The 23,723-nt window shown below is 36.2% G+C and carries 22 protein-coding genes; 14 read left to right on the top strand and 8 right to left on the bottom strand.

Translation table 11 applies throughout. From position 1 onward, the window contains the following. Position 1 precedes the first annotated feature (1 nt). The 7 genes from P256_RS02930 (at position 2) to P256_RS02900 (ending at position 7,581) form a co-directional block, all read left to right on the top strand. Complete coding sequence (locus tag P256_RS02930) at positions 2-1,081, top strand: NAD(P)H-dependent glycerol-3-phosphate dehydrogenase (protein WP_023272196.1); 1,080 nt, start codon at positions 2-4, stop codon at positions 1,079-1,081. Between the two features lie 23 nt (positions 1,082-1,104). After that, a complete protein-coding gene (locus tag P256_RS02925) occupies positions 1,105-1,569 on the top strand; it encodes a phosphoglycerate mutase family protein (protein ID WP_023272195.1) in 465 nt (154 codons plus the stop codon). 156 nt (positions 1,570-1,725) lie between these two features. Further along, positions 1,726-2,730, top strand: a complete 1,005-nt coding sequence (locus P256_RS02920; RefSeq protein WP_023272194.1) for a quinone-dependent dihydroorotate dehydrogenase — start codon at positions 1,726-1,728, stop codon at positions 2,728-2,730. A gap of 5 nt (positions 2,731-2,735) precedes the next feature. Beyond that, positions 2,736-3,326 (top strand): CvpA family protein, encoded by a 591-nt coding sequence (locus P256_RS02915; RefSeq protein WP_023272193.1) that lies wholly within the window; start codon positions 2,736-2,738, stop codon positions 3,324-3,326. 24 nt (positions 3,327-3,350) lie between these two features. Further along, complete coding sequence (gene purF, locus P256_RS02910) at positions 3,351-4,889, top strand: amidophosphoribosyltransferase (protein WP_023272192.1); 1,539 nt, start codon at positions 3,351-3,353, stop codon at positions 4,887-4,889. 92 nt (positions 4,890-4,981) lie between these two features. Next, on the top strand, positions 4,982-6,865 hold the full coding sequence (locus tag P256_RS02905) for a M48 family metalloprotease (protein WP_023272191.1): 1,884 nt from the start codon (positions 4,982-4,984) through the stop codon (positions 6,863-6,865). 65 nt (positions 6,866-6,930) lie between these two features. Next, positions 6,931-7,581 carry a hypothetical protein gene (locus tag P256_RS02900; protein WP_023272190.1) on the top strand — a complete coding sequence of 217 codons (651 nt, stop codon included), beginning with the start codon at positions 6,931-6,933 and terminating at the stop codon, positions 7,579-7,581. Positions 7,582-7,616: 35 nt separating this feature from the next. Here the strand turns inward: P256_RS02900 and P256_RS02895 are convergent, their stop codons facing one another. Both P256_RS02895 and rpsU read right to left on the bottom strand, forming a co-directional pair. Further along, complete coding sequence (locus P256_RS02895; protein WP_040331753.1) at positions 7,617-8,063, bottom strand: GatB/YqeY domain-containing protein; 447 nt, start codon at positions 8,061-8,063, stop codon at positions 7,617-7,619. Between the two features lie 27 nt (positions 8,064-8,090). Further along, on the bottom strand, positions 8,091-8,306 hold the full coding sequence (gene rpsU, locus P256_RS02890; protein ID WP_001136722.1) for a 30S ribosomal protein S21: 216 nt from the start codon (positions 8,304-8,306) through the stop codon (positions 8,091-8,093). Between the two features lie 144 nt (positions 8,307-8,450). On the opposite strand from rpsU, the gene tsaD reads away from it, so the two are divergent. Then, positions 8,451-9,467, top strand: a complete 1,017-nt coding sequence (tsaD, locus tag P256_RS02885) for a tRNA (adenosine(37)-N6)-threonylcarbamoyltransferase complex transferase subunit TsaD (RefSeq protein ID WP_023272188.1) — start codon at positions 8,451-8,453, stop codon at positions 9,465-9,467. Positions 9,468-9,502: 35 nt separating this feature from the next. Here the strand turns inward: tsaD and P256_RS02880 are convergent, their stop codons facing one another. Together P256_RS02880 and P256_RS13540 are read right to left on the bottom strand one after the other, a co-directional pair. Next, positions 9,503-9,724 (bottom strand): DUF1653 domain-containing protein, encoded by a 222-nt coding sequence (locus tag P256_RS02880; RefSeq protein WP_023272187.1) that lies wholly within the window; start codon positions 9,722-9,724, stop codon positions 9,503-9,505. A 298-nt stretch (positions 9,725-10,022) separates the two neighbouring features. After that, positions 10,023-10,118: a GFA family protein gene (locus tag P256_RS13540; protein ID WP_456048972.1), complete on the bottom strand. Its 96-nt coding sequence runs from the start codon at positions 10,116-10,118 to the stop codon at positions 10,023-10,025. Positions 10,119-10,267: 149 nt separating this feature from the next. On the opposite strand from P256_RS13540, the gene P256_RS02875 reads away from it, so the two are divergent. The 4 genes from P256_RS02875 (at position 10,268) to P256_RS02860 (ending at position 14,814) form a co-directional block, all read left to right on the top strand. Continuing rightward, positions 10,268-10,858 (top strand): IMPACT family protein, encoded by a 591-nt coding sequence (locus P256_RS02875; RefSeq protein WP_023272186.1) that lies wholly within the window; start codon positions 10,268-10,270, stop codon positions 10,856-10,858. Then, positions 10,848-11,462, top strand: a complete 615-nt coding sequence (locus tag P256_RS02870) for an acyltransferase (protein WP_407637974.1) — start codon at positions 10,848-10,850, stop codon at positions 11,460-11,462. Before P256_RS02875 ends, P256_RS02870 begins: the two co-directional genes overlap by 11 nt. A 346-nt stretch (positions 11,463-11,808) precedes the next feature. Further along, positions 11,809-13,812, top strand: coding sequence for a poly-beta-1,6-N-acetyl-D-glucosamine N-deacetylase PgaB (gene pgaB, locus P256_RS02865; RefSeq protein WP_023272184.1), 2,004 nt, complete (start codon positions 11,809-11,811; stop codon positions 13,810-13,812). A gap of 159 nt (positions 13,813-13,971) precedes the next feature. Beyond that, the gene (locus P256_RS02860) at positions 13,972-14,814 is read left to right on the top strand and encodes a universal stress protein (protein WP_023272183.1); all 843 of its coding nucleotides are present in this window, start codon (positions 13,972-13,974) and stop codon (positions 14,812-14,814) included. A 113-nt stretch (positions 14,815-14,927) separates the two neighbouring features. On the opposite strand, the gene P256_RS02855 is transcribed toward P256_RS02860, so the two are convergent. From P256_RS02855 to P256_RS02845, 3 genes are all read right to left on the bottom strand, one after another. Continuing rightward, positions 14,928-15,593: an O-methyltransferase gene (locus tag P256_RS02855; RefSeq protein WP_023272182.1), complete on the bottom strand. Its 666-nt coding sequence runs from the start codon at positions 15,591-15,593 to the stop codon at positions 14,928-14,930. Between the two features lie 109 nt (positions 15,594-15,702). Continuing rightward, entirely contained in the window at positions 15,703-16,977 is a 1,275-nt protein-coding gene (locus P256_RS02850) for a histidine-type phosphatase (protein WP_023272181.1), read from the bottom strand. 15 nt (positions 16,978-16,992) lie between these two features. Beyond that, positions 16,993-17,688 carry an oligogalacturonate-specific porin KdgM family protein gene (locus P256_RS02845; RefSeq protein ID WP_023272180.1) on the bottom strand — a complete coding sequence of 232 codons (696 nt, stop codon included), beginning with the start codon at positions 17,686-17,688 and terminating at the stop codon, positions 16,993-16,995. Positions 17,689-17,973: 285 nt separating this feature from the next. Between P256_RS02845 and P256_RS02840 the strand changes: the two genes are divergently transcribed. Both P256_RS02840 and P256_RS02835 read left to right on the top strand, forming a co-directional pair. After that, positions 17,974-20,913: an insulinase family protein gene (locus tag P256_RS02840; protein ID WP_023272179.1), complete on the top strand. Its 2,940-nt coding sequence runs from the start codon at positions 17,974-17,976 to the stop codon at positions 20,911-20,913. A gap of 20 nt (positions 20,914-20,933) precedes the next feature. Further along, positions 20,934-22,097, top strand: a complete 1,164-nt coding sequence (locus P256_RS02835) for a phospholipase A (RefSeq protein ID WP_023272178.1) — start codon at positions 20,934-20,936, stop codon at positions 22,095-22,097. A gap of 37 nt (positions 22,098-22,134) precedes the next feature. Here the strand turns inward: P256_RS02835 and ilvA are convergent, their stop codons facing one another. Next, positions 22,135-23,670 (bottom strand): threonine ammonia-lyase, biosynthetic, encoded by a 1,536-nt coding sequence (gene ilvA / locus P256_RS02830; RefSeq protein ID WP_023272177.1) that lies wholly within the window; start codon positions 23,668-23,670, stop codon positions 22,135-22,137. Positions 23,671-23,723 lie beyond the last annotated feature (53 nt).

Raw genomic sequence — 23,723 nt, 5'->3', positions numbered from 1 at the left:
AATGACAGAGATTAACTTTTCTGATTTTGTGAATGCTATGCCTACTGAAGATAAAAATACTGTTGCTTTACGTGTAACAGTATTAGGTGGTGGGAGTTTTGGGACAGCAATCGCAAATACTGCCGCGCGAAATGGGTGCGATACCACTTTGTGGATTAGAGATGCAAAGACAGCTCAAGAAATTAATGAAAAACATGTAAATACTCGTTATTTGCCAGATTTTAAATTAGATAAAAATCTAAAGGTATCATCAGATATAGAACAGGCAGTAAGAGATAAGGACTTAATTTTAGTCACTATTCCGAGTCACTCTTTTAGAAGTGTACTTCAAAAAATTAAGCCCTTTATTACTGCTCAAGCTGTCATTTCTTTAACGAAAGGTATTGAAGTTGACTCTTTTAAGTTTATGAGTGAGATTATTCGAGAAGAATTACCACAAGTACCTTATGGAGTATTGTCTGGACCTAATTTAGCGAAAGAAATTGTTGCTGGTATGCCTGCAGGTACAGTTGTCGCAAGTCATTCAGAACGTGTACGTTTTGCAGTGCAAAAAGCCTTACATAGTGCTCTTTTCAGAGTCTTTGCAAGTGATGATGTGCATGGTGTAGAACTTGGTGGTGCATTAAAAAATATTTATGCAGTTGCTATGGGAATGGCTGCAGCACATAAAGTTGGTGAAAATACTCGTAGCATGATTTTAACGCGAGCTTTGGCTGAAATGAGTCGTTTCGCTGTAAAACTTGGTGCAAATCCACTTACTTTCCTCGGTCTATCGGGTGTCGGTGATTTATTCGCAACTTGTACAAGCCCTTTGAGCCGTAACTATCAGATTGGTTTTGCTTTAGGGCAAGGTAAAACGCTTGAACAAGCTATTAAGGACTTAGGCCAAACGGCAGAAGGCATTAATACAATTATTCAAGTAAGAAAGCGTGCAATTGAATTGGATGTATATATGCCAATTACAAATGCTTTATATGAGGTGATTTTTGAGCATGCTCCACCACTGAATATTGCTTTATCATTAATGAAAAATGGTCATCGTAGTGATGTAGAGTTTGTATTGCCTCACCGAGATGTTTAGCTCAATTTTAAATGGATTATAATATGCAACTAACATTAGTTCGACATGGTGAAGCAAAACCACCAGTTGCAGGGAATGATTATCAGCGTCCTTTAACCAATAAAGGGCATTTACAGGCAGAAAAGACGGCCGAATTCTTAAAGAATATAGTGAATACGCCCGATATTTTTGTGGTGAGCCCATTATTGCGTGCACAAGAAACACTATCGTATTTAGAAAAACTTTTTCCAAAAGTACCTATTCAAATTTGCGATGTGATTAAGCCTGATGATGATGCTAATTTAGCAGTAGAGTGGTTATCTCAATTACCATATGAAAATATTATTGTAGTTTGTCATATGAATGTGATTGGATTTATTGATGAAAAAATCACAGGTAATAATTTTCATCCTTTTCAGCTTGCTGAAGCACGTGTTTATCAACAAACTGTAATTGCTCGTGATTTGAGTACATTGCAGCATGCATTTATTCCTTATATTGAGGATTAGTCTGAAATAGACTTATATAGATGTGTAGAAGTATGTTTTTGCTATGTTTAAAGCGTGATATTTCACTTTTATGAAAATAAACATAGCAGGGCATGGTATTTATATTATGAGATGGCCTATAATAGAGCCGTTCAAAACTAATAGATTTGATAGCATATGATGTATTCACTGGCTCGCCCTTTGTTGTTTTCCGTAGCACCAGAGCGTGCACATGAACTTACATTATCTTGGTTGCAAAAAGCATATTCAGTTGGTTTGGTTAATACTAAACTTATTGAAAAACCAATAACATGTATGGGAATAGAGTTTCCAAATCCTGTTGGTTTAGCGGCAGGATTAGATAAAAATGGTTCTCATATTGATGCATTGGCAGCTTTAGGTTTTGGATTTATTGAAGTTGGCACAGTCACACCAAGACCACAAGCAGGAAATGAGCAGCCACGATTATTTCGTATTCAAAAAGCAAAAGCCATTATTAACCGTATGGGGTTTAATAATGATGGTGTAGATCAGCTTGTTGAGAATGTGAAAGCATCTAAATATAAAGGCGTGCTAGGTATTAATATTGGAAAAAATGCTGATACGCCTGTAGAACAAGCTGTAGATGACTATCTTCATTGTTTTGAAAAAGTATATAACTATGCTTCTTATGTAACAGTCAATATCTCTTCACCAAATACAAAAAACTTGCGAAGCCTACAAAATGGCGAGGCATTAACTCATTTATTAGAAACATTAAAAAACCGTCAAGCTGAGCTTGCTGAAGAAAACCAACATTATGTGCCACTTGTTCTAAAAGTTGCTCCAGACTTGTCGACTGAAGATATTGCATTTATTGCCAAGCAGTTGTTGCAGTATAAAGTAGATGGTCTCATTGTAACAAATACTACTTTGTCTAGAGATGGTGTTACTGACTTGCCTTCAGGTAATGAAGCAGGTGGTCTGTCTGGTGCACCTGTATTTGAAAAAAGTACAACGTGTTTAAGAAGCTTTTCTGCTGTACTTAAAAACCAAATTCCTTTGATTGGTGTTGGTGGTATCTTATCAGGTGAGCAAGCCCTAGCAAAACAAAATGCAGGTGCAAACCTTGTACAACTGTACAGTGGCCTCATATATACAGGGCCAAAATTGATTAAAGATTGTATTCACACTATGACATAACTTAAATGAATATTTTAGATGTTATTGTTGTTATTGTTGTGGTGCTTGGAGGAATAAACGGTTTGCGACAAGGACTCATTCAAGCCTTGGCGAACTTGGTAGGTTGGGTATTAGCACTATTTATGGGTGCTAAATATGCCAATGACTTAGCGCCAATGATGTCTGGATTAAGTCATGATCTTGTAGTACAAAAAATAGCAGGGTTTGCATTTGTTGTACTTGTTGTCATGGCTTTGACATGGTTGGTGTCTGCTATTTTAAATAAATTGTTGAAATCTTTAAAACTAGGCCCATTAAATAGACTAGCTGGGGGGATTCTTGGCTGTCTAAAAAGTTTATTTGTTATGCTAATTGCAATGCAAGGCGCAGAGCCTTGGGTGCATACGGCACAGAGTTGGAAACAGTCTAAAATGGTACAGGTACTTATGCCTTATGCCCCAATTGCGACTGAAGTTTCCAAAGAGGTTGCAACAGAGGCAATTCAGCATTTTCATGATAATGAGGCTCGAGTAGAGCAGCATTCGAAAGAAATTGTTGAAAAAGTCTCTGCGCGGAGGAGCTCTTCAGAGCACTCAGCGCAAAACCCTTTTAATTAATCCAAGCTTGTCTGCGAGGTTGCTATGTGTGGAGTTGTTGGGATCGCTGGAAAATCACCAGTAAACCAATTATTGTTTGATGCTTTAACGATGTTACAACATCGTGGACAAGATGCTGCGGGGATGGTGACCTGCGAAAATGATCGTCTATTTTTAAGAAAAGATAATGGCCTTGTACGTGATGTTTTTCATACACGTCATATGCGTGCATTACGTGGTAATTATGGTATAGGTCATGTTCGTTATCCGACTGCAGGTTCATCAAGCAGTGCTGAAGCACAACCATTTTATGTAAACTCACCATATGGCATTACGCTTGCTCATAATGGTAATTTAACCAATGCAGATGAAATTCGCCACTCATTATTTGAGACGGATTTACGTCATATGAATACAGATTCAGACTCAGAAGTTTTACTGAACGTATTTGCGCACGAATTACAAAAGCTACGTACATTACATCCTACTGCTGAAGATATTTTTTATGCAGTACATCGTGTACATCAGCGTTGTCGTGGTGCGTATGGTGTCGTTGCAATGATTACGGGGCAAGGGTTGGTTGCATTTAGAGATCCAAATGGCATCCGTCCATTAATTTATGGTTCTCGCCAAAGTGAATGTGGTAAAACTGAATATATCGTTGCGTCTGAATCTGTCGCAATTACTGCTTTAGGTTTTAAAGTAGAGCGAGATATTGAACCAGGTGAAGCAATTTATATTGATATCAATGGTAACTTGTTTACAAAGCAATGTGCGAAAGATCCAAAATACTTCCCGTGTATTTTTGAATATGTATATTTTGCGCGTCCAGATGCAATTATTGATGGTATATCTGTATATAAAGCACGCTTAAAAATGGGTGAGAAGCTTGCACACCATATTTTAAAAGAATGGGGTGAAGCACATGATATTGATGTGGTTATTCCTATCCCCGATACAAGTAGAACATCGGCACTTGAGTTAGCAAATGTACTTGGTGTGAAGTTTCGTGAAGGATTCATGAAAAACCGTTATATTGGTCGTACATTTATTATGCCGGGTCAGCAGCAACGTAAAAAATCAGTACGCCAAAAATTAAACCCTGTAGAGTTGGAGTTTAAAGGCAAGAATGTACTGCTTGTTGATGACTCGATTGTACGTGGTACAACGTGTAATGAAATCATTCAAATGGCACGTGATGCTGGTGCGAAGAAAGTATTTTTTGCTTCTGCAGCGCCAATGGTGAAATATCCAAATGTATATGGCATTGATATGCCTGTGAAAGCAGAATTAATAGCCTCTGATCGTACTGTCGAAGAAATTCGCGAAATTATTGGTGCAGATCGTCTTGTATTCCAAGAGTTAGATGACTTAAAAGATGCAATTCGTATACCAAAAGTTCCTGAAGTTCAAGAGTTTGATTGCTCTGTATTTGATGGCCACTATGTAACTGGAGATATTGATTTAGAATATCTGACAGAGTTAGAACAAAATCGCTCAGATCAAGCAAAAAAAGAAAATAAATATATTGATGTAAATATAGATGCAGCATCAGTAGATTTAACAGGTGTCACTGAAGCTTAAGTGCCATAGTGTGTATAAAAAAGCGGGATTTTCCCGCTTTTTTATTTTATGATAAATATAAATTACTTAGGTATAAATAGGGCTATTTCACATTGGCACTAAATAAAACATCATCGAACCATCAGAAAAATTTATTTGTTGCGACAATTATTTGTGTTTTTGCAATTGTCTTAACAATTATGATTTTAAATTTTTCTTTTGGTCTTATTGTGTATTATTTAGACCAGAATCAATCGATCTGGTGGAATAAGCATAGTCCCCTACTGTTAGGGACGGTTATTTTTATTATGCTCATTTCTTTATTTTATGAGCTTTATATTTTTCGTGTTGGTGGGCATTCTCTAGCAAAGCAAATGCGTGCACGATATTTAAATACACTTGAATGTACGCCAGAAGAAATTCGTGCGGTGAAGCTTACAGAACAACTTGCAAATAAATTTGAAGTAATGACACCATCTGTATATGTACTACCAGATGAAATTGGTGTAAATGCATTAACAGCAGGTCAAAATGAACAAGATACAGTCATTATTCTTACTTGGGGTGCATTACAAAACTTAGATGAATTAGAACTTTATGGACTATTAAGTTATGCATTTAATCAAATTTTGAGTGGAGAAACACGTCAAAATATTCGATTAAAAATTCTTTTTAGTGCTTTAACAAGTTTTAATCAATGGGGAAGTAAAATCGCAAGAAGGGGGTTTAAACCTTACAATAGTAAAAATAAGTTTGAAACAGTGTTAGTTGCTTTGGGCGGTATTATTTGGTTGATGGGTAGCTTAGGATTACTTATTTCAAGATTTGTAAAGTTTGTGACTTTATCAGGAAGAACCTTTAAAAATGATACTGAAACTCAGGCGCTTATTTCTAATGATACCAATTTACAAACTTTATTAAGAATTTATGTACATCATGCTGGTTCACAAATTCATAGCTCACATTCTGAATCTATTGCACATATGTGCTTTGCAAACTCACTAAGTCCACAAAGTTGGCTGAATATTCATCCTAATATTGAGCGAAGAATTTACCAACTTGATCCGAGTATATTGAAAGAAGTCCAGTTAGAAAATCTAAAAAGAGTACAGGCACAGCCATTATTTAGCCTTTTTCGACCATTTGGGGAGGAGCAAACTGAGGTCAGTATTGCTTGGGAGGCACCTAAACCTTTTCCACTGGTACGCTTATCGCCAATAAGTTTTTCTTCTCAAGATGAAGAGCAACCATTAAGTCCACATCTTCGCCAGTCCATGAAACAGCCAGAATTATTAAAGCGTGCTTTGCAGACAGGAACAGGGGCAAGAGAGGTGATAGTTGCTGTTTTAATGATTCGGCAGTATCGAGAATTTATCCCTAAAGATGCTCAAGTAAGTCATGCCATTGTAGATGCTTTACTTGCTATAGATGGACGGTTACATGTTCAAGTTTTTTATAATGCATGCAATAAACTTGTTCAGATGCCGATGAGTATTGCAAGACAGTTTTTAACTAGACTTGCGCTTATTATACAAGCAGATGGTGAAGTGGGGTTACTAGATGTATTACTGTTGGAGAAAGTGAAAAGTCATCTTAATTTACTACCGATACATATGCCGACAGCTTATGATGAGACACAATTTGAAATTGTACGTTTGGTTGATGCGCTAGTGCATGTTCAGAAGCTAAATAGTTCTAATCAGCTTAAACGTAGAGCTTCTATGCTTGAGCAATTAGTATCTAATAAAGAAATAAAAAAGTATGAACATTTATCAGATGATCCTGTAAATTTAGGAGAAATTTTACATCACCTATCGGGTCTATTGTTAAGAGATCGTCTAAAAATTTTAGGAGTTTTGGAACATTGTCTTAGTGAGGATAGAATTATTACACAAGATGAGTTAGATGTACTTGCACTATTGTATTGGCGTCTAGGCTTTGAAAATAAAGAAGTTGTAGAGCAGGTATTAAAGCAAAATAGTTTAATGATTGTATAGCTTTTCTACAAGAAATAAGCTAACTCAATGTTAGAATATGCTTCCTTTGTAGTATTAAATGAAATATGAATGAACAGCAATTGATGCATCAGCGAAATTTACTTTCGAATATGGGAATTGATATTTGGGTTCCTAGAGATGCGATTGTCTGTGAAAACTCTGCATCTCAGTTTTGGCGTGATGAAGTAATATCTGAAGAGATAGAACTGGAAGATGAGCCAGTATTGGTTAATGAAGACCACTCTGATATAGCTCAAAAAGAAATTACTTTAGAAGTTGAAGATGATGTTGCAATTAAAATAGAGAAAGATAAAGAGACTTTGATTGATATCGCTCAAGAGCAAGAAATTGTAATAGAGCCATTTGTTTTAAGTGCATTTGTTTCAAGTAAAATTATTATTTTTATAAATACATTTGATTTATTAGGTGAGGAGAGACAACTATTAAATAGTCTTGTGACAACATTGTCCTTATCGCAATACGATCTACGATGGCCAATTTTAGAAAGCTTGCAAGATCAAAACTTTTTATCAATTTATATTAAAGGTTTTGTTGATATTCGAAGTAAAGCCGACACTCAAATGTCACAAATATTTTTAGGTGAAAAACCGAATGGGATTTTATTAGAAGGTATTCAAGAATTTGCTTCATTGAAAGAAATGATTGATATCCCAAATAAGAAAAAAATACTGTGGGAGTATTTAAAAAGCGTTTAAGCTGTCTTTAAATAAACGCTTTTTAAGGTAATGATTTAGTTTAGCTTTGCTTTTACTTTTGCAGAAGCAATAGACGGGTCGGCACGTCCGGCTATGATCGGACGTAGAGAATTCATCACCTTACCCATATCTTTCATGCTAGTAGCACTTTGATCAGCAATGATCTGATCAATGACAGAATCAAGCTCTTCCTCAGTCATAGCTGCTGGTAGAAATTGAGATAGAATCTCAATTTCGGCTTGTTCTTTACTAGCTAAATCGTCTCGGCCAGCACCGGCAAAAGCCTTTACTGACTCTTTACGTTGTTTAACTTGCTTTTCGACAATTACAAGCACCTGATTTTCATCAAGTTCTATGCGTTCATCGACTTCAATTTGCTTAATTGCAGCTTGCAGACCACGAATAACAGTTACAGTTGACATCTCTTTAGCACGCATAGCGCTTTTCAATGCATCGGTAATTTGGTTTTTTAAATTATTCATAGTCATTCAGCTTCAATCACAAATTAATTAGTAAAGACGAGTAGTACGTACAGATTCGCGAGCCAATTTCTTTTGGTAGCGCTTAACAGCAGCAGCTTTTTTACGCTTACGCTCTTGAGTTGGTTTTTCGTAGAATTCGCGTTTACGAACATCAGCTAAAACACCAGCTTTTTCGCAAGAACGTTTGAAACGACGGATAGCTACGTCTACTGGTTCGCCTTCTTTCAATTTAACTTGTGGCATGAAGAATCCTCAATATTATGGATAAAATCTAAAGCGGAATTGCTTTAGAAAACAAGTGAAGTGCGCTATTTTACTCATTTACATCTCATATCACAAGTCTATAATAGGGATTGTCGTAAATTGGACATAGAAATAGGCATTTAAATGATTGTTTTGGGCTTAGAAACCTCTTGTGATGAAACAGGGTTAGCACTTTATGACAGTGAAAAGGGACTGCTTGGACAGGTGCTATATAGCCAAATTCAATTACATGCCGAATATGGTGGTGTTGTTCCTGAGCTTGCGTCACGAGACCATGTAAGAAAACTTATTCCATTGTTAAATGAGTTGCTTCATCAAGCAAATGTAAGCAAAAAAGAGATTGATGCAGTTGCGTATACACGTGGCCCTGGGCTGATGGGTGCATTAATGACGGGTGCTTTATTTGGTCGAACGCTAGCATTTGCGTTAGATAAGCCTGCAATAGGTGTACATCATATGGAAGGTCATATGTTGGCTCCTTTACTTTCTGAAACTCCACCTAAGTTTCCTTTTGTGGCATTACTGGTTTCTGGTGGTCATACACAGCTTATGGCTGCTTATGAAATAGGAAAGTATGAAATACTTGGTGAATCTATTGATGATGCGGCAGGTGAAGCATTTGATAAGGTTGCTAAAATGATGGGGCTTGCTTATCCAGGTGGGCCAAATATTGCGAAGTTGGCTTTAGATGGTGATGCACAAGCATTTGATTTTCCGCGTCCAATGCTACATAAAGATCTTGTATTTTCGTTTAGTGGCCTAAAAACTGCTGTTTCTGTTCAACTGAAAAAAGTTGAAGGTCAGAATAGAGAAGCCGATATAGCAGCCTCATTTCAAGAAGCAATTGTAGATACACTGGTGAAAAAATCGGTGAAGGCACTGAAACAAACAAAGTTAAAGCGTTTAGTCATCGCGGGTGGTGTGAGTGCAAATACGCGATTGCGTGAAAAACTTGAAGCGGAATTAGCGAAAATAAAGGCACAAGTTTACTATGCCGAGCCTGCCTTATGTACAGATAATGGTGCAATGATTGCTTTTGCAGGTTATCAGCGTTTAAAAGGCGGTGCATGTGATGGTCTTGCTGTCACAACAACGCCACGTTGGCCAATGACCGAGTTAGAAACACCTACTCAGGTTTAAAACAAAAAAGGTGAACTTATAAGTTCACCTTTTTATTAGAAATTCTCTCTTAGAAATTTGAAACGAGGTTGTAACGTATTATCTAGACCAATTATTTGCTCTGTAAACATTGTTGCAGGACGTACCCATAGTGAAAAATCATCATATAAGCATTGATAAACAACAAGAAGTTCTTGTGTCTCGCTATGTTTGGCAGTGCCAATAACTTGATAGAGTTTTCCTTTATAGTGTTCATAAATACCATGTGGAATATGCATTATTTATGCCTTAATGACTTTATATTGTGTTTGTATATTAAGGCCTAGATACTTGTTGAGTAAATAAATCATTTTTATGAGTTTCTTTGTACTATTTGTAAGGTTAATTTTCTTTAATACTAACTGACTGCCATTAAGTATCAGTAAGTTGCAATTTATATTACAGTAAACATCATCATTTAATTGCCAAAAAATAAAAGCTCCATATGCTTTACAAAGAAATAGGCACACTTATTTTCTATGATTAATCTTTTAGGTTCTACTATCTATAGATTATAGATAGTGAAATTCCTTCCGATTATCTACGACATATTTTACAGTGGCATGCTGTAACATCTAAAGATACAGGGTTTACACTAAAAGTAATTTTTCCACATAAACATTGTCCTTTTATTAAACAATTTGCCCTATTAGATTATATTAAAGTTATATAGGCTATAATTAAGTCAAATCTAAGACGATTTAAAAGTCACCAAACACATAATATTTAGAGTTTGAGATGAAAGCGCTATAATTCTTTAAATTTCACCATAATGAGTAAATATGCCTTTTACGATTCAAGAAACGATTGTTTATGAAGAGGACATAAAAAAAAGTCGCTTTCAAGCCTTTGCAATACCTGTAGAAACAGAAGATGATGTGAAATTGGCTTTAGATGAATATAAAGATGTTTCGACAACGCATCAGTGTTGGGCATGGAAAATCGGTCATAACGTTCGGTTTAACGATGATGGTGAACCATCAGGCACAGCAGGTAGACCTATATTAGCAACTATCGAAGGCAATGAACTGACGAATATATTGGTGTTGGTTAATCGTTGGTATGGAGGCATTAAACTAGGCACAGGTGGTCTTGTTCGTGCTTATGGCGGAACAGCAGGAAAAGCATTACTTCTTGTTGATAAAATAGAACTGATAGAAAAAATAGAAGTGTATTTCCAATGTAGCTTTAGTGAATGGCCTATTTTTCAATATGAACTTGTACAGCATCAAATAACATATGTTGAAGATTATACTGCTGAGGGAGTAAGCATCGTTGCTAAAATACAGATTCATCAAAAAAATGAACTTGCACAAAAAATTCAAGATGTAACGCGTGGTAGAGAGCAGTTAAAGGAAAAGGATGATGACTGATCCATTGTTAAAATATAGGGAGCAGCATAAACATCGTTTGAATTATATGCCGTGGTTATATTGGCGTTTAAAAGATAAACATAGAGTTTGGGCTCAAGCATGGCAAGAAGAATACCAAGAGTATTTAAAAGAAATGGAAACTATTGAAATTGGGGAAAATTGTTTTATTTCACCATTGGCGCATATTTTTGCCGAGCGTGGGCGAAAAATTTCCATTGGAGACAATACCTTTATTGCCGCAGATGCTACTTTACATGGGCCTTTAATTATAGGTAGTGAGGTTGCGATTAATCACCATTGTATTTTAGATGGGGGGAAGGCAGGTATTGTGCTTAAAGATCAAGCAAGATTAGCTGCATATACACATTTATATGCTTTTGATCATGGTATGGATTTAGACAATCCTATTTATAAGCAACCTGTACGCTCAAAAGGTATTGAAATAGGAAAAGATGTTTGGTTAGGTGCGCATGTTGGTGTCAAAGATGGTGTAAGTATTGGAGATCATGCAATTGTAGGCATGAATAGTATAGTGACAAAAGATGTTGAAGCTGCACTGATTGTCGCTGGTAATCCAGCAAAATTTATTCGTATGAGAGATTAATCAATTAGAAGTCTTAAGATTTTTTTAATTGTTATAATATAACATTATTAAGTGATGACTATAGATATGTAAGATGTGATGTATGTCATAAATTTTACAAATAGATGACCTAAAATACTTTAATAATCATTATCCTAAGATTAGTACGTTTTAAGTTAAATTAGTATGTAATGATTTATTTGAAATATTTTCACTCAATGTATTTAAATTGAAGTCTATATGTAATTATCACTCCCACAATGTATTTGATGAGATCAATATGAATGAGAAGTACGGATTTTAAGTTGAATATTCAATAAAAATAGTACGCTCATCAAAACAGTATTTCACTTTTAATGGAAAAAATATGCTTAGTCAATTTCTGAATTCGCTATTTGTTGGATGTGTAACAACAGCGCTTTGTGGTGTTGTATCTACTGCACATGCAGATGAAAAGGCACAAATCAATCCAGAAACACTTACCGTTATTGGATATCATGAAGTAACGAATCAGGCAAATGATGCAATTATTCCACTCTATGCTGTAACAACAGAAAATTTTGAGAATCAAGTTAAGTGGTTACAACAAGATGGCTTTCATTTCATTTCTACTGATGATTTGATTAAGGCTAATGCAGGTACATATAAGTTGCCAACGAAACCTGTTTTACTTACTGTTGATGATGGTTATGAGTCGTTCTATAGCAATATTTATCCATTTGTAAAAGAAAACAAAATACCTGTTGTTTTAGCTGTTGTTGGATCTTGGGTAGATACACCGTCAAATGAAGATGTTCATTTTGGTGATGCAGAAGTTAAGCGTAATAAAATTTTAACTTGGGCACAAATTAAAGAGATGAGTGACAGTGGTTATGTTGAGATCGCAAGCCATAGTTATAACTTGCACCGTGGTGTATTAGGTAACCCTCAAGGAAATTCAGAGCCTGCTGCAACAACACGTATTTATGATGCAAAAACGCAAACATATGAGGGTGATAAAGCATATTATCAGCGTATTTTTAATGATTTAAAGAAAAACAATGAAGTGTTCAAGGCACATGGGATTGCATCACCGCGCGTAATGGTTTGGCCATATGGGCGCTATAATATGGAAACAGTAAATATTGCAAAACAGCTTGGTATGCCAGTCACAATTACGTTAGATGATGGGCCAGCGAATTATAAAAAGTCATTAAGTTCACTGAATCGTATTTTAATTGAACATAATATGACAACCAATGACCTTGAACATGAAATTGAGAATCGTGAGCAAAATCTTGGTGATAATTATCGACCGCAAAAAATTATGCATGTCGATTTAGACTATATTTATGACAAAGATGAAAAACAAGAAGAAAAGAATTTAGGCTTACTGCTTGATCGTATTCAAAAAATGAATGTAAATACCGTATATTTACAGGCTTTTTCTGATACAGATGCAAATGGCTCGGCAGATATGGTGTATTTCCCGAATCGTTATATTCCAATGCGACAAGATTTATTTAACCGTGTTGCATGGCAAATTGCAAGACGTACTCAAGTGAGAAGAGTTTATGCTTGGATGCCACTTTTTGCATGGGAATTACCAAAATCCAATCCAGTATCTAAAGATTTGGTCATCACAGAGCAACCTAAAAATAGTGATCATTTGAATATGGGATATATTCGATTATCACCATTTTCACCGCAAGCCAAAAAAGTTATTGAGGGGATTTATCAAGACCTTGGTAAATCTGCTGCATTTAATGGAATACTTTTCCATGATGATACAACATTATCTGATTATGAAGATGCAAGCCCTGAGGCACTTAAAGCGTATAAGGCAGCAGGTCTATCGACTGATTTAAATGCTGTTCGAAATGATGATAAAAGCTTGCAGAAATGGACTGCTTTTAAAACAAATGCAATTGATGATTTTGCAATGAAAGTTGCAAGTGATGTACGTCAATATCAACCTGCTTTACTCACAGCACGTAATATGTATGCGCAAGTTGTATTGCACCCATATGCAGAAAATTGGTATTCACAGTCACTTGAACAATCTTTAAATCGTTATGACTTTACAGCAATTATGGCGATGCCATACATGGAACAGGCGAAAGATAAAAACCAATTTTATCAAGATATTGTAAATCGTTTAAAACAGTTCCCAAATGGTATACATAAGTCTGTTGTAGAGCTACAAGCAGTTGACTGGAGACAAGACAATAAACCAATTCCTTCAGAAGAGTTGGCAGATACAATTAAATCACTATATCAACAAGGTGTTATGCATGTTGGGTATTATCCTGATGATCCGATAAAAGGGCACCCTGATCCTGCTATTTTACGACAGGCTTTTGACTTGCAACCAAACAAAGTACAGCCGTAATAGTAGAAAAAGCGCATAATTTTGATTAAATTGTGCGCTTTTTTATAACTTTTGTTGCAATAAAGCAAAATAAAAATACTTGCAGAGTTGCGTACTTATGTTAATTTAAAAAACTATAACGAATAGAATCAGAGTAACTCACTCAAAGAGAGGCAACAAATGAAACGAGTAATTGCTTGTGTTGATTCATCTCCTTGTATTAATGCAATTGCTGAAGCAGCTTCATGGATTGCAAAAAGAACGCAACGTGAATTAGTACTATTACAAGTTTTGGACTATTACCCTGCAAGTTATCATTTAGGGGAAATTAGTGGGGTCATAGGTTTTGAAAGTAATGCAATGCTTTTAAAAGAGCTTGCAGAGCTAGAAGAAAAGCAAAGCACTTTGGCTGTAGATTATAGCAATAACTTACTTAAGCACCTTATTACGACCATTAAAGAAAAGCATGGTATTGATGCATCTGTTATTCAGGAAAAAGGTGACTTTTTAGAGCAAAGTCTAGGTGTCTTGAGAGAAGATGACATTGTTTTAATTGGTAAAGTGGGTGAAAGCGCTGCTGAAAAAAATAAAGTTTTGGGAAGTAATGTAGAAAACTTTGTACGCGGTGCAAACTGCACAGTAATGACAGTAAGTGATCATTTTAAGCCACCAACACGTTTCATTTTTGCATATGAAGATTCACCATTATGTGCACAAATGTTGGAAAGTGTTGCTGAAAATGAATTGTTTCAGCAGTTGCAATGCCATTTACTACATGTGGGTACTGATGCCGAAGTGTTAAAAAAACCTGAGGCTTATTTAAAAGAAAAAGGCTTTGATGTTGTTGTTGCAACACGAGAAGGCGATGTGGCACAGGGTATCATTGACTACCAACAGGAACATGGTATTCAATTTGTACTTCTAGGCGCTTTTAGTACAAACCGTATCTCACAATTTTTCTTAGGTAGCATTACTACAACCGTCTACCGTAAGATTCATGTCCCAATTATTGTGGCAAAATAAAGAAAGTTATCCCAAGTTATCCGCATAAACTGTGGATAACTTTATGGATATGTGTTTTAAATATATCTAAGTGTTTGAAATGAAAGCATAAAAATTAACTGGTGGTTTTTTGTTTACTTAACAATAGCTATCGCAAAACCATCATGTCCTTTGCTTCCTACAGTCTGTAGCGCTGTGCATGAAAGTAATTTTGGATGTGCTTTTAACGCCTCAAAAGTTTGTCTAATACCTACAATACTTGGTTTTTGATTATCAGGGTTAATAATATCACCTGCACGAATAACATTGTCTAAAACAATAATTGTTCCTGAGTGCGCATGATTCAAACTCAACTCTAAATACTCAGGATAACTCCCTTTATCTGCATCAATGAAAATAAAGTCGAATGCAGGGGTATCCGAGGGTAATGATTTTAAAACATCTGCTGCAAAGCCAACTTTTAAATCAATATGTGTATTCATATTGGCTTCAGCAATATTCTGTTGAGCGACTTGAGCATGACTTTCTCTGCCTTCTATTGTGAGAAGGTAGCCATCCTTAGGGAGTGCACGTGCAAGCCAAATGGTACTATACGCAGCAAATGTTCCAATTTCTAAGACACGCTTACATTTATTCATTTGAATGAGCATTTGTAATAACATCCCCTGATTGGGTGCTACAGCGAGATGGTTCGAAAGACCATGTTCAACTGTATTATGCATTACTTTATCTAGTCGTTCATCTTCAGGAATTAAATGTGAGTCAATATAGCTGTCTAAGTCTGTCCACATTTGTTGCATGGTTCTTTCACCTTATTTACGATAAGTGAATTGTATAGATTTATGCAGTTCATGCAATTTTTGTTATGTATAAAATAAAAAAGCGCCTGAAGTAGGCGCTTTTTTATCATTATTTATAAAGTGGTTGGTCGATATTAAGGCGAACAATTTGCTTTTGTGCGTTTTGTAGAAACTGGTTAAGTGGACAAAGTACACCAACACTGGTTGTTTTACAGTATGAGTATTTAAGTACATCTTCATGTAATGGCTGTGCTTTAGATAGTGGTGTTAAGTGACGCCATTGATCTAAAGTACGTGCAGAGAATCCGATCTTAACAAAATATTGTCCTGTACTTTTTTCCTTATATTTTTCGAAACTAAGCGTTCCTCCTGGTGGAATGTCGTTTGCTAAATATTGTGGAAGTTGCCAATTAAATTGTAAAAGCGTTTTAATTTCAGAAATATTGGTGTCATGCCCAACAAAAACTACAAGAGGGCGATGCAATGGTGCTTCAGTTGCTTTGCTATTGTCTAAGGCATCTAAAATTTGTTGATACAAAATAGAACCACCACGCTGTGCAAATAATGGTATTTCATTTAAATACTTATATTTGGCATCGTGTAAGACCATAAGTTTTTTGACATCATTGGCATTTTTTACATGCCCAAAAGCAACTTGAGAGAGTGGGAAGTTTTCACTATATTGCAGCCGAATAGTTTCCCCAATATTAGAGCCTTCATCAGCAGGTCCATTCAACTTGGGTTGACCATTTTTATTCAGTTTAAGTTTCCAATCCTTATCTAAAAAGTCACAACCATTTGGTGCACAAACCGTTGCTTTTAAGTGTTGATTTGACTGCGCATATTTTGCCTGTATGTCATCTTGACTTACTATACGTGCTTTAAACTCTTTTTTAATTTCATCGAATTGGTCTGTTGCTGAACCCATTTTTAATGCATCAAATAAAGGGTCATGCTTATAGCCGCTCACGCCAACTTCTGGGTGGCACGTTTGTGATATTGACTCAGCAATGGCATCGGCTGTTTTTCGTGTACGTTGGTCTGGAGCTGCCCAAATAAATACTTGGTTCTGATTTGAGCAGTTTTCTTGATTAAGAGAAATAGGAAGTCCAGCTTCTTGCCATGTTTTTAATTGGTATTGACTTTGGTTGAGTATGCCATCATAACCACGCTGAGTTAAGTAGCCATCAGGAACAGACCATTTAGGCCAATCTTTTCCTGTTGCATCATTGAGTTCTTGTAAGTTGGTTTGAGGGCGAATACCATGGCGAACGAGGGTAACAACCTGTTCTAGCTGATAGTCATTTGTCGCTGCATAAACTGTTGTTCCTGTAAGAGCAGTTATACTCGTGAGAATGGCGCAGATGAGTTTATTTTTTATCATTTAGTTTTCCTAGTATTAGAAGAATGAATAGCTTATACCTGTTTCAAAAATCGTTTGTCTTTTATCAGACTTGCTATTGATAGACTCATTGCGAATTTCAATATACGGTTTGAGTTTAGATGAAAGTTTATATTCGACATTAAATTTATGGCGATAATCCATATTTTTATTGTTAAATAATTTACTATCTTCACCATGGTAGTAAGTATATTCATATGTAATTTTTGTTTTATCTATTTTTTTACTATAGCCAGACTCGGCATAAATCATTTTTTTAGTTGCTTTACCATTTGTATAGTCAACTTTTTCATTAACTAGTTTGATATAAATTTTATCTGTTTCAGTAAGTGTAAAGTCATTAATGGCTTTGATTTTATATTTGTTGCCATCTGTTTTTTTGACATATTCTAGTTCAGGCCCAAGCGCATAGTATGGGTTGAAATCATATTTATATTTTACTTTAAATTTTTTCTCATAAAAGTTTTCATGAGAGAATGCATTGCCTGCGCTTCCATCGGCTTTTGCATCGGGAACAGCTTTCCATTCTGTACCGAGTGTAATGTTATTATTAAAAGTATGTTCAAGCCCTAATATATCTATATTTTTCTTTGTAACGTCTTCGTAAGCATGACCATAGCTAATACTAAGTGCATGGGCTGCTGGGGCAAGTATAATCAAACCAAGAGAAAAAATTTTAACTACATTCTTCATGTTAAATTTTGTATCGTTTTAGAAAGTAGTGCATACAATGCGATTTTTTTATGACAGTTTGGTTTACAAGATCTTAAGGTTTTATTAAATATAAGTTACTGTATTTTATAATAATTTATTATTTTATATATCGTTTGTTGTTTGGGACTGTTTTAAGTATATTTATATGTGTAAAAACAATGTTTGATACTTTTTAGGCAATTACAGTTTTATGCTGAAATAAAATAATGAATCTCGTTATAATACCAAAACTTAAATATATCTGATTATTTTTTAGGAGATCACATGACGTTAGATGTCGCTGAAACAAATTCCCAAAACAACCATCCTGCGTTTCAGTTGGTACGTCAACACTATGTTGAAGCTTTAGATGTAAATGTGGCTGAGTATCGTCATCGTGTGACGGGTGCTGTACATTATCACCTTGAAAGTGATCATGATGAAAATGTATTTCTAGTTGCTTTTCGTACCCAACCAATGGACTCTAAGGGTGCAGCACATATTTTAGAACATACAGCATTATGTGGGTCAGAGAAATTTCCTGTACGTGACCCTTTCTTCTTAATGATTCGCCGCTCATTAAATACATTCATGAATGCTTTCACGGCAGCCGATTGGACAGCATATCCATTTGCGACACAAAATAAAAAAGATTTTAATAACTTACTTTCAGTTTATTTAGATGCAGCTTTTGCAGCAAACTTGAATCCACTTGATTTTGCGCAAGAGGGTATTCGTGTAGAAATTGAAAATGATAAACCTGTATTTAAAGGTGTGGTTTTCAATGAAATGAAGGGTGCAATGAGCTCGCCATCGGATCAATTGTACCACCAATTGGCACATCATTTATTTCCAGAAACAACGTATCACTATAACTCAGGCGGTGATCCTAAAGATATTCCAGACTTAACATACGAGCAATTAGTCGATTTCTATAAGACACATTATCATCCAAGTAATGCAATATTCATGACGTTTGGTAATATTCCTGCGGTTGAGCTACAAGAAAAATTTGAAACACAAGCATTGTCTAAGTTTGAGAAAGGTCAAACCATTTTCTCTAAGCCTGAAAAGCGTTTAACTGCACCCGTTGAAGTTACTGAATCTTATGCTGTAGATAGTGAAGATCTAAAAGACAAAACTTATCATGTAATCTCATGGTTATTGCCTCAGGCAAGCGATATTAAACTTCGATTAGGAATGCGCTTAGTTGAAGGGATTTTACTCGAAAACTCTGCATCGCCATTACGTCACTATTTAGAAACATGTAGTTACGCAGATTCTGCTGGCCCATTTATGGGTATAGATGACAGTAATTTTGAAATGACATTCTTTTGTGGTGTGCAAGGGTCAAATGAAGAAAATGCCACTGAGTTTAAGCAAGGTGTTTTGAACATCTTAACAGAGGTTGCATCTAAACCTGTAGATACAGCTCTTGTGAATTCAATTTTGCATCAAATTGAGTTGCATCAACGTGAAGTGGGCGGAGATGGTTCACCGTATGGCTTAAGTCTTATTATGAATGGTATGGGAAGTGCGATTCATCATAGTGACCCAATTGATGTTTGGGATGTTGATGGTGCGATTGCAATGGTTAAAGAAGAGTTGAAAGACCCTATGTGGCTTTCATCACTTATTCAAACTTATTTACTAGATAATCCTCATCGTGTGCAACTCACACTTGTACCAAATGCAGAAAAGACGAAACTTGAACAGGCAGCTGAGCAAGCTCGACTAGATAAAATTGATGCTGAATTGACGAATGAACAGCGTGAAGATTTAAAGCAACGCGCAATAGATTTAAAGCAACGTCAAGAAACTGAAGATGACTTAAGCTTATTGCCTAAGGTTGGTTTAGAAGATATTCCTGAAGAGTTGCATATTGTGAGTGGTGTAACGACTGCAATTGTTCATAATGATAAGGATATGCCATTACATACATACCATGCGGGTACCAATGGGCTATATTACAATCAAATTATTATTGAAATTCCAAAGGAAATTTTGGCTTCTCCTTATTTAAGCCTGTTTAGTGTTTTAATGGGTGAGGTTGGAGCAGGAAAGTATGATTACTTAGAGCTACAACAGTTACAAACTGCGGTGAGTGGTGGTTTGGGTATGTGTGCTTCACTACGAAGTGGTTTAAATGATAAAAATGAAATTAGTGCATTTTTAACGTTAACTACAAAAGCACTTGCAGATAAAAAAGATGCGATTGAATTACTTAAGTTAGCTTTTGAAAAAATACGATTTGATGAAAAAGATCGTATTATTGAGTTATTGCAACAAAGAAAAACACGTTGGCATGCCCGTGTAACAGGCTCAGGGCATAGCTATGCAATGCAAATCGCAGCGCGTAATATGAGTGCACTTGCGAAACGTGATTATTTCAGCACAGGTTTAGGTGCTTTGAATTGGCTTGGAGACTTAATCCGAAAAGTCGAAGCAGATGAAACTGAATATCAAGCGCTTATCTCTGCATTTGAAGCTATTCATGAGCAATTGGTTAAAGCACCAAAACAAGTTCTTCTTGTATGTGAGGAGCAGCAAGCGGAAGATTTGAAAGCGCAAATTGCAACTGTTTGGAAAGCTACGGATTACACAACAAAAGATCTAGCATTACCAGTTATTGCAAGAGATGATGTGGCAGGTGATCAAGCATGGTTAGTGCAAACGAATGTACAGTTTTGTGCTGCATCGTATGAAGCGGTAGCATCATCACATGAAGACGCAGCACCGCTGATGGTCTTAGCAGGTTATTTAAGAAATGGCTTCCTACATAGTGCTTTACGTGAAAAAGGTGGTGCTTATGGTGGAGGTGCGATGTATGACGGTAACTCATGTGCGTTTAAATTCTTTAGTTATCGCGACCCTAGATTGTCTGAAACATTTGCCGACTTTCAAGAAAGCTTGAATTGGCTTATGACGAAAGAACATAAAGCTCACCAACTTGAAGAATCGATTTTAGGACTTATTGCATCAATGGATAAACCGGGCTCTCCAGCAGGAGAGGCGATTACAGCATGTTATTCTATGCTGCATCAGCGTACACCTGAGTTTAGAAGTGAAATGCGTGCTCGTATTTTGTCAGTTACTTTTGATGACTTAAAGCGAGTAGCACAGCAATATCTTATCAACGCACAGCCTGTTAAAGGTGTAGTTGCACCATTTGCAAAGCGTGATGAGTTGCAAGCACTTGGCTTCGACCTTAAACAATTAAATTAATAATAAGTTGGTAAAAACATATGGCGTTAAAAAATGAGAATCATCGCAGTTTATATTTGGGAACATTAACCGCAGTTGGTTCATTGTTTTTAACTACAACGCCATATGCACAAGATGTGGCAAATGCAGGCTTTGCTCCAACTACGGGGCAAGCTTGTGTAAGTATAGAAGACGATGCCGCACGTTTAGCATGCTATGATACTTATTTTAAGGTTCAGGTGAATACAAATACGCAGAGTAATACTGCAACTGTAGCCTCATCGCAAAGTATAAAACCAAGCTATCAAAAACAAAGTGATTCATTTACAGATAAGTTGAAACAGTCGATAGGCGCTATTTATTCAAATGATACAAATAGCAATATCAACCCAACGGATTCTCTATTAGATAGCCGTTGGGAATTATCTGAAAATAGTAAGTTAGGTACATGGAATATGCGGGCATATAAACCTGTATATATCTTTCCTGTATTTTGGACAAGCAACAAAAACATGATGCCATATAGTCCAAATCCAGATAATCGTGTACCAAAACAAGATATTGACTCAACAGAATTAAAGTTTCAACTCTCTTTTAAAACAAAAGCACTCGAAAATATATTTGGCAATAATGGAGACTTGTGGGTTGGGTATACCCAGTCTTCTCGTTGGCAAGCATACAATGCAAGAAACTCAAGTCCATTCCGTGAAACGAATTATGAACCTGAAGCAAGTTTAATTTTTAGAACAAACTATAAGTTGCTTGGTTTGGATGGGCGCTTATTGGGTCTGACATTGAACCACCAGTCAAATGGTCGTGAAGACCCTTATTCTAGAAGTTGGAATAGGGTAATGTTAAATATTGGGTTAGAGCGTAATAACTTTGCAGTTATTTTTAGACCTTGGTATCGCATACCTGAGTCGGCAAAAAATGATAATAACCCTGATATTAAAAACTATATTGGTCGTGCAGATCTCACCGCATTTTATAAATTGAATGATAATAACTTTTCATTGATGTTACGCCATTCTCTTAAAGGTGGTGATGCCTCTCATGGTGCAATGCAATTTGATTGGAGTTTTCCTATTAAAGGTAAGCTTAGAGGTCAATTTCAATACTTTAATGGCTATGGCGAGAGCTTAATTGACTATAACCATCATGCAAGTTATGTTGGACTAGGTGTTTCTTTAATGGATTGGTTTTAAAAGTGAGTCATCTAGACTCACTTTTAAAGGTCTAAAACTATTTTAAAAAACGTTTATAGCCCAAATTATCTGTTACTTCTTGGTAAGGATAATTTGTGCTTTGAAGTTTTTGTATTAAATCATCATTTGTACAATTGCTTGATTCTTCAGATTGTAGACCAACAAGCACGCGACCTTCAGCTGCACCATGATTACGATAGTGGAATAGCGTAATGTTATGGGTTGGGCCGAGTCTTTCTAGGAAAGTAAGTAGTGCACCTGGACGCTCAGGAAATTCAACACGGAACAAGCGTTCATTTTGTTGTGCATGTCCACCAATGAGGTAGCGAATATGTAGCTTTGCAACTTCATCATTAGAAAGGTCATCTACATCATAATGGGCTTGTAGTGTTTCTAGAATTTCTTGGCGCTCTGTATCACCATCTTTCAGGCTTACACCTGCAAATACTTGTGCAGTATGGTTGTCATTTACGCGGTAGTTAAATTCGGTAATGTTGCGACCTTGTAGCGTACGGCAAAAGTTAAGAAAAGCACCTTTTTGCTCAGGTATTGTGACTGCATAAATTGCTTCGCGACGTTCACCTAATTCTGTACGTTCTGCAATATAGCGTAAACGGTCAAAGTTCATGTTTGCACCACATACAATAGAAACAATATTCTTGCCTTCTAATTGATGTGTTTTTACATATTTTTTAATGCCTGCAAGTGCCATTGCACCAGAAGGTTCTACAATGCTGCGTGTTTCATCATAGGTATCTTTGACAGCAGCACAAATTTCATCTGTATTAACAAGAATAACTTCTTTATCAACAATAGGTGTGCCATCAGCTTTAGTTTTGCGTAGCACTTCGAATGGTAGTTCTCCGATGCGAGCAACCGCAGTACCATCTGCAAATAGACCTACTTGTGGTAGAGTGATGCGTTCATTGGCTTCAAAAGCTGCTTTTAAACAAGCTGACTCTTCATATTCAACTGGAATAATTTTTACATGTGGTGCAATTTCAGCAAAATAAGCGGCAATTCCTGAAATAAGTCCACCTCCACCAACAGCAACAAAAATATAGTCGACTTCACGCCATTGGCGCAAAATTTCGTTGGCAATTGTCCCTTGTCCTGCAATTACTAACTCATCATCATAAGGCGGAACAAAAACAAGCCCTTCTGCTTCTGCACGTTGCATTGCATATTTGTTTGCAACATCAAAAGAGTCGCCGTGTAGAACAACTTCTCCACCTAAGCGTTTTACCGCTTGGACTTTAATATCTGGTGTTGTACTTGGCATAACAATAATTGCACGAATGCCGAGTTTTTCTCCTGAAAGTGCCACACCTTGAGCATGGTTTCCTGCTGAGGCACAGATCACACCGCGTTTTCGCTGTTCTTCTGGAAGTTGGCTAATACGGTTATATGCACCACGTAGTTTAAAAGAGAAAACAGGCTGTAGGTCTTCGCGCTTTAAACGAATATTGTTATTAATTTTTTGACTAATTCGTGGAGCTGCTTCGAGAGGAGATTCAATGGCAACGTCATATACAGTTGCTTGTAAAATTTGTCTGACCAAGCGAAACAACATGGTTATCTTCCGTTTAACAGTTTAAAATAAGAATGAATTGTAATAAACACTGT

The sequence above is a fragment of the Acinetobacter nectaris CIP 110549 genome (assembly GCF_000488215.1).
In the GTDB taxonomy this organism is placed as follows: Bacteria; Pseudomonadota; Gammaproteobacteria; order Pseudomonadales; family Moraxellaceae; genus Acinetobacter; species Acinetobacter nectaris.
The sequence above is the reverse complement of the archived record's forward strand: the minus strand, read 5'-3'. Positions and strand labels throughout refer to the sequence as shown.

Excerpts from the sequence above, each read along its gene's own strand:
- pgaB (WP_023272184.1), top strand. The coding sequence starts at position 11,809 with ATGCTTAGTCAATTTCTGAATTCGCTATTTGTTGGATGTGTAACAACA.
- P256_RS02850 (WP_023272181.1), bottom strand. The coding sequence starts at position 16,977 with ATGATAAAAAATAAACTCATCTGCGCCATTCTCACGAGTATAACTGCT.
- P256_RS02915 (WP_023272193.1), top strand. The coding sequence starts at position 2,736 with ATGAATATTTTAGATGTTATTGTTGTTATTGTTGTGGTGCTTGGAGGA.
- purF (WP_023272192.1), top strand. The coding sequence starts at position 3,351 with ATGTGTGGAGTTGTTGGGATCGCTGGAAAATCACCAGTAAACCAATTA.
- P256_RS02920 (WP_023272194.1), top strand. The coding sequence starts at position 1,726 with ATGATGTATTCACTGGCTCGCCCTTTGTTGTTTTCCGTAGCACCAGAG.
- tsaD (WP_023272188.1), top strand. The coding sequence starts at position 8,451 with ATGATTGTTTTGGGCTTAGAAACCTCTTGTGATGAAACAGGGTTAGCA.
- P256_RS02875 (WP_023272186.1), top strand. The coding sequence starts at position 10,268 with ATGCCTTTTACGATTCAAGAAACGATTGTTTATGAAGAGGACATAAAA.
- P256_RS02930 (WP_023272196.1), top strand. The coding sequence starts at position 2 with ATGACAGAGATTAACTTTTCTGATTTTGTGAATGCTATGCCTACTGAA.
- P256_RS02925 (WP_023272195.1), top strand. The coding sequence starts at position 1,105 with ATGCAACTAACATTAGTTCGACATGGTGAAGCAAAACCACCAGTTGCA.
- P256_RS02860 (WP_023272183.1), top strand. The coding sequence starts at position 13,972 with ATGAAACGAGTAATTGCTTGTGTTGATTCATCTCCTTGTATTAATGCA.
- ilvA (WP_023272177.1), bottom strand. The coding sequence starts at position 23,670 with ATGTTGTTTCGCTTGGTCAGACAAATTTTACAAGCAACTGTATATGAC.
- P256_RS02880 (WP_023272187.1), bottom strand. The coding sequence starts at position 9,724 with ATGCATATTCCACATGGTATTTATGAACACTATAAAGGAAAACTCTAT.
- P256_RS02835 (WP_023272178.1), top strand. The coding sequence starts at position 20,934 with ATGGCGTTAAAAAATGAGAATCATCGCAGTTTATATTTGGGAACATTA.
- P256_RS02845 (WP_023272180.1), bottom strand. The coding sequence starts at position 17,688 with ATGAAGAATGTAGTTAAAATTTTTTCTCTTGGTTTGATTATACTTGCC.
- P256_RS02895 (WP_040331753.1), bottom strand. The coding sequence starts at position 8,063 with ATGAATAATTTAAAAAACCAAATTACCGATGCATTGAAAAGCGCTATG.
- P256_RS02870 (WP_407637974.1), top strand. The coding sequence starts at position 10,848 with ATGATGACTGATCCATTGTTAAAATATAGGGAGCAGCATAAACATCGT.
- P256_RS02840 (WP_023272179.1), top strand. The coding sequence starts at position 17,974 with ATGACGTTAGATGTCGCTGAAACAAATTCCCAAAACAACCATCCTGCG.
- P256_RS02855 (WP_023272182.1), bottom strand. The coding sequence starts at position 15,593 with ATGCAACAAATGTGGACAGACTTAGACAGCTATATTGACTCACATTTA.
- rpsU (WP_001136722.1), bottom strand. The coding sequence starts at position 8,306 with ATGCCACAAGTTAAATTGAAAGAAGGCGAACCAGTAGACGTAGCTATC.
- P256_RS02900 (WP_023272190.1), top strand. The coding sequence starts at position 6,931 with ATGAATGAACAGCAATTGATGCATCAGCGAAATTTACTTTCGAATATG.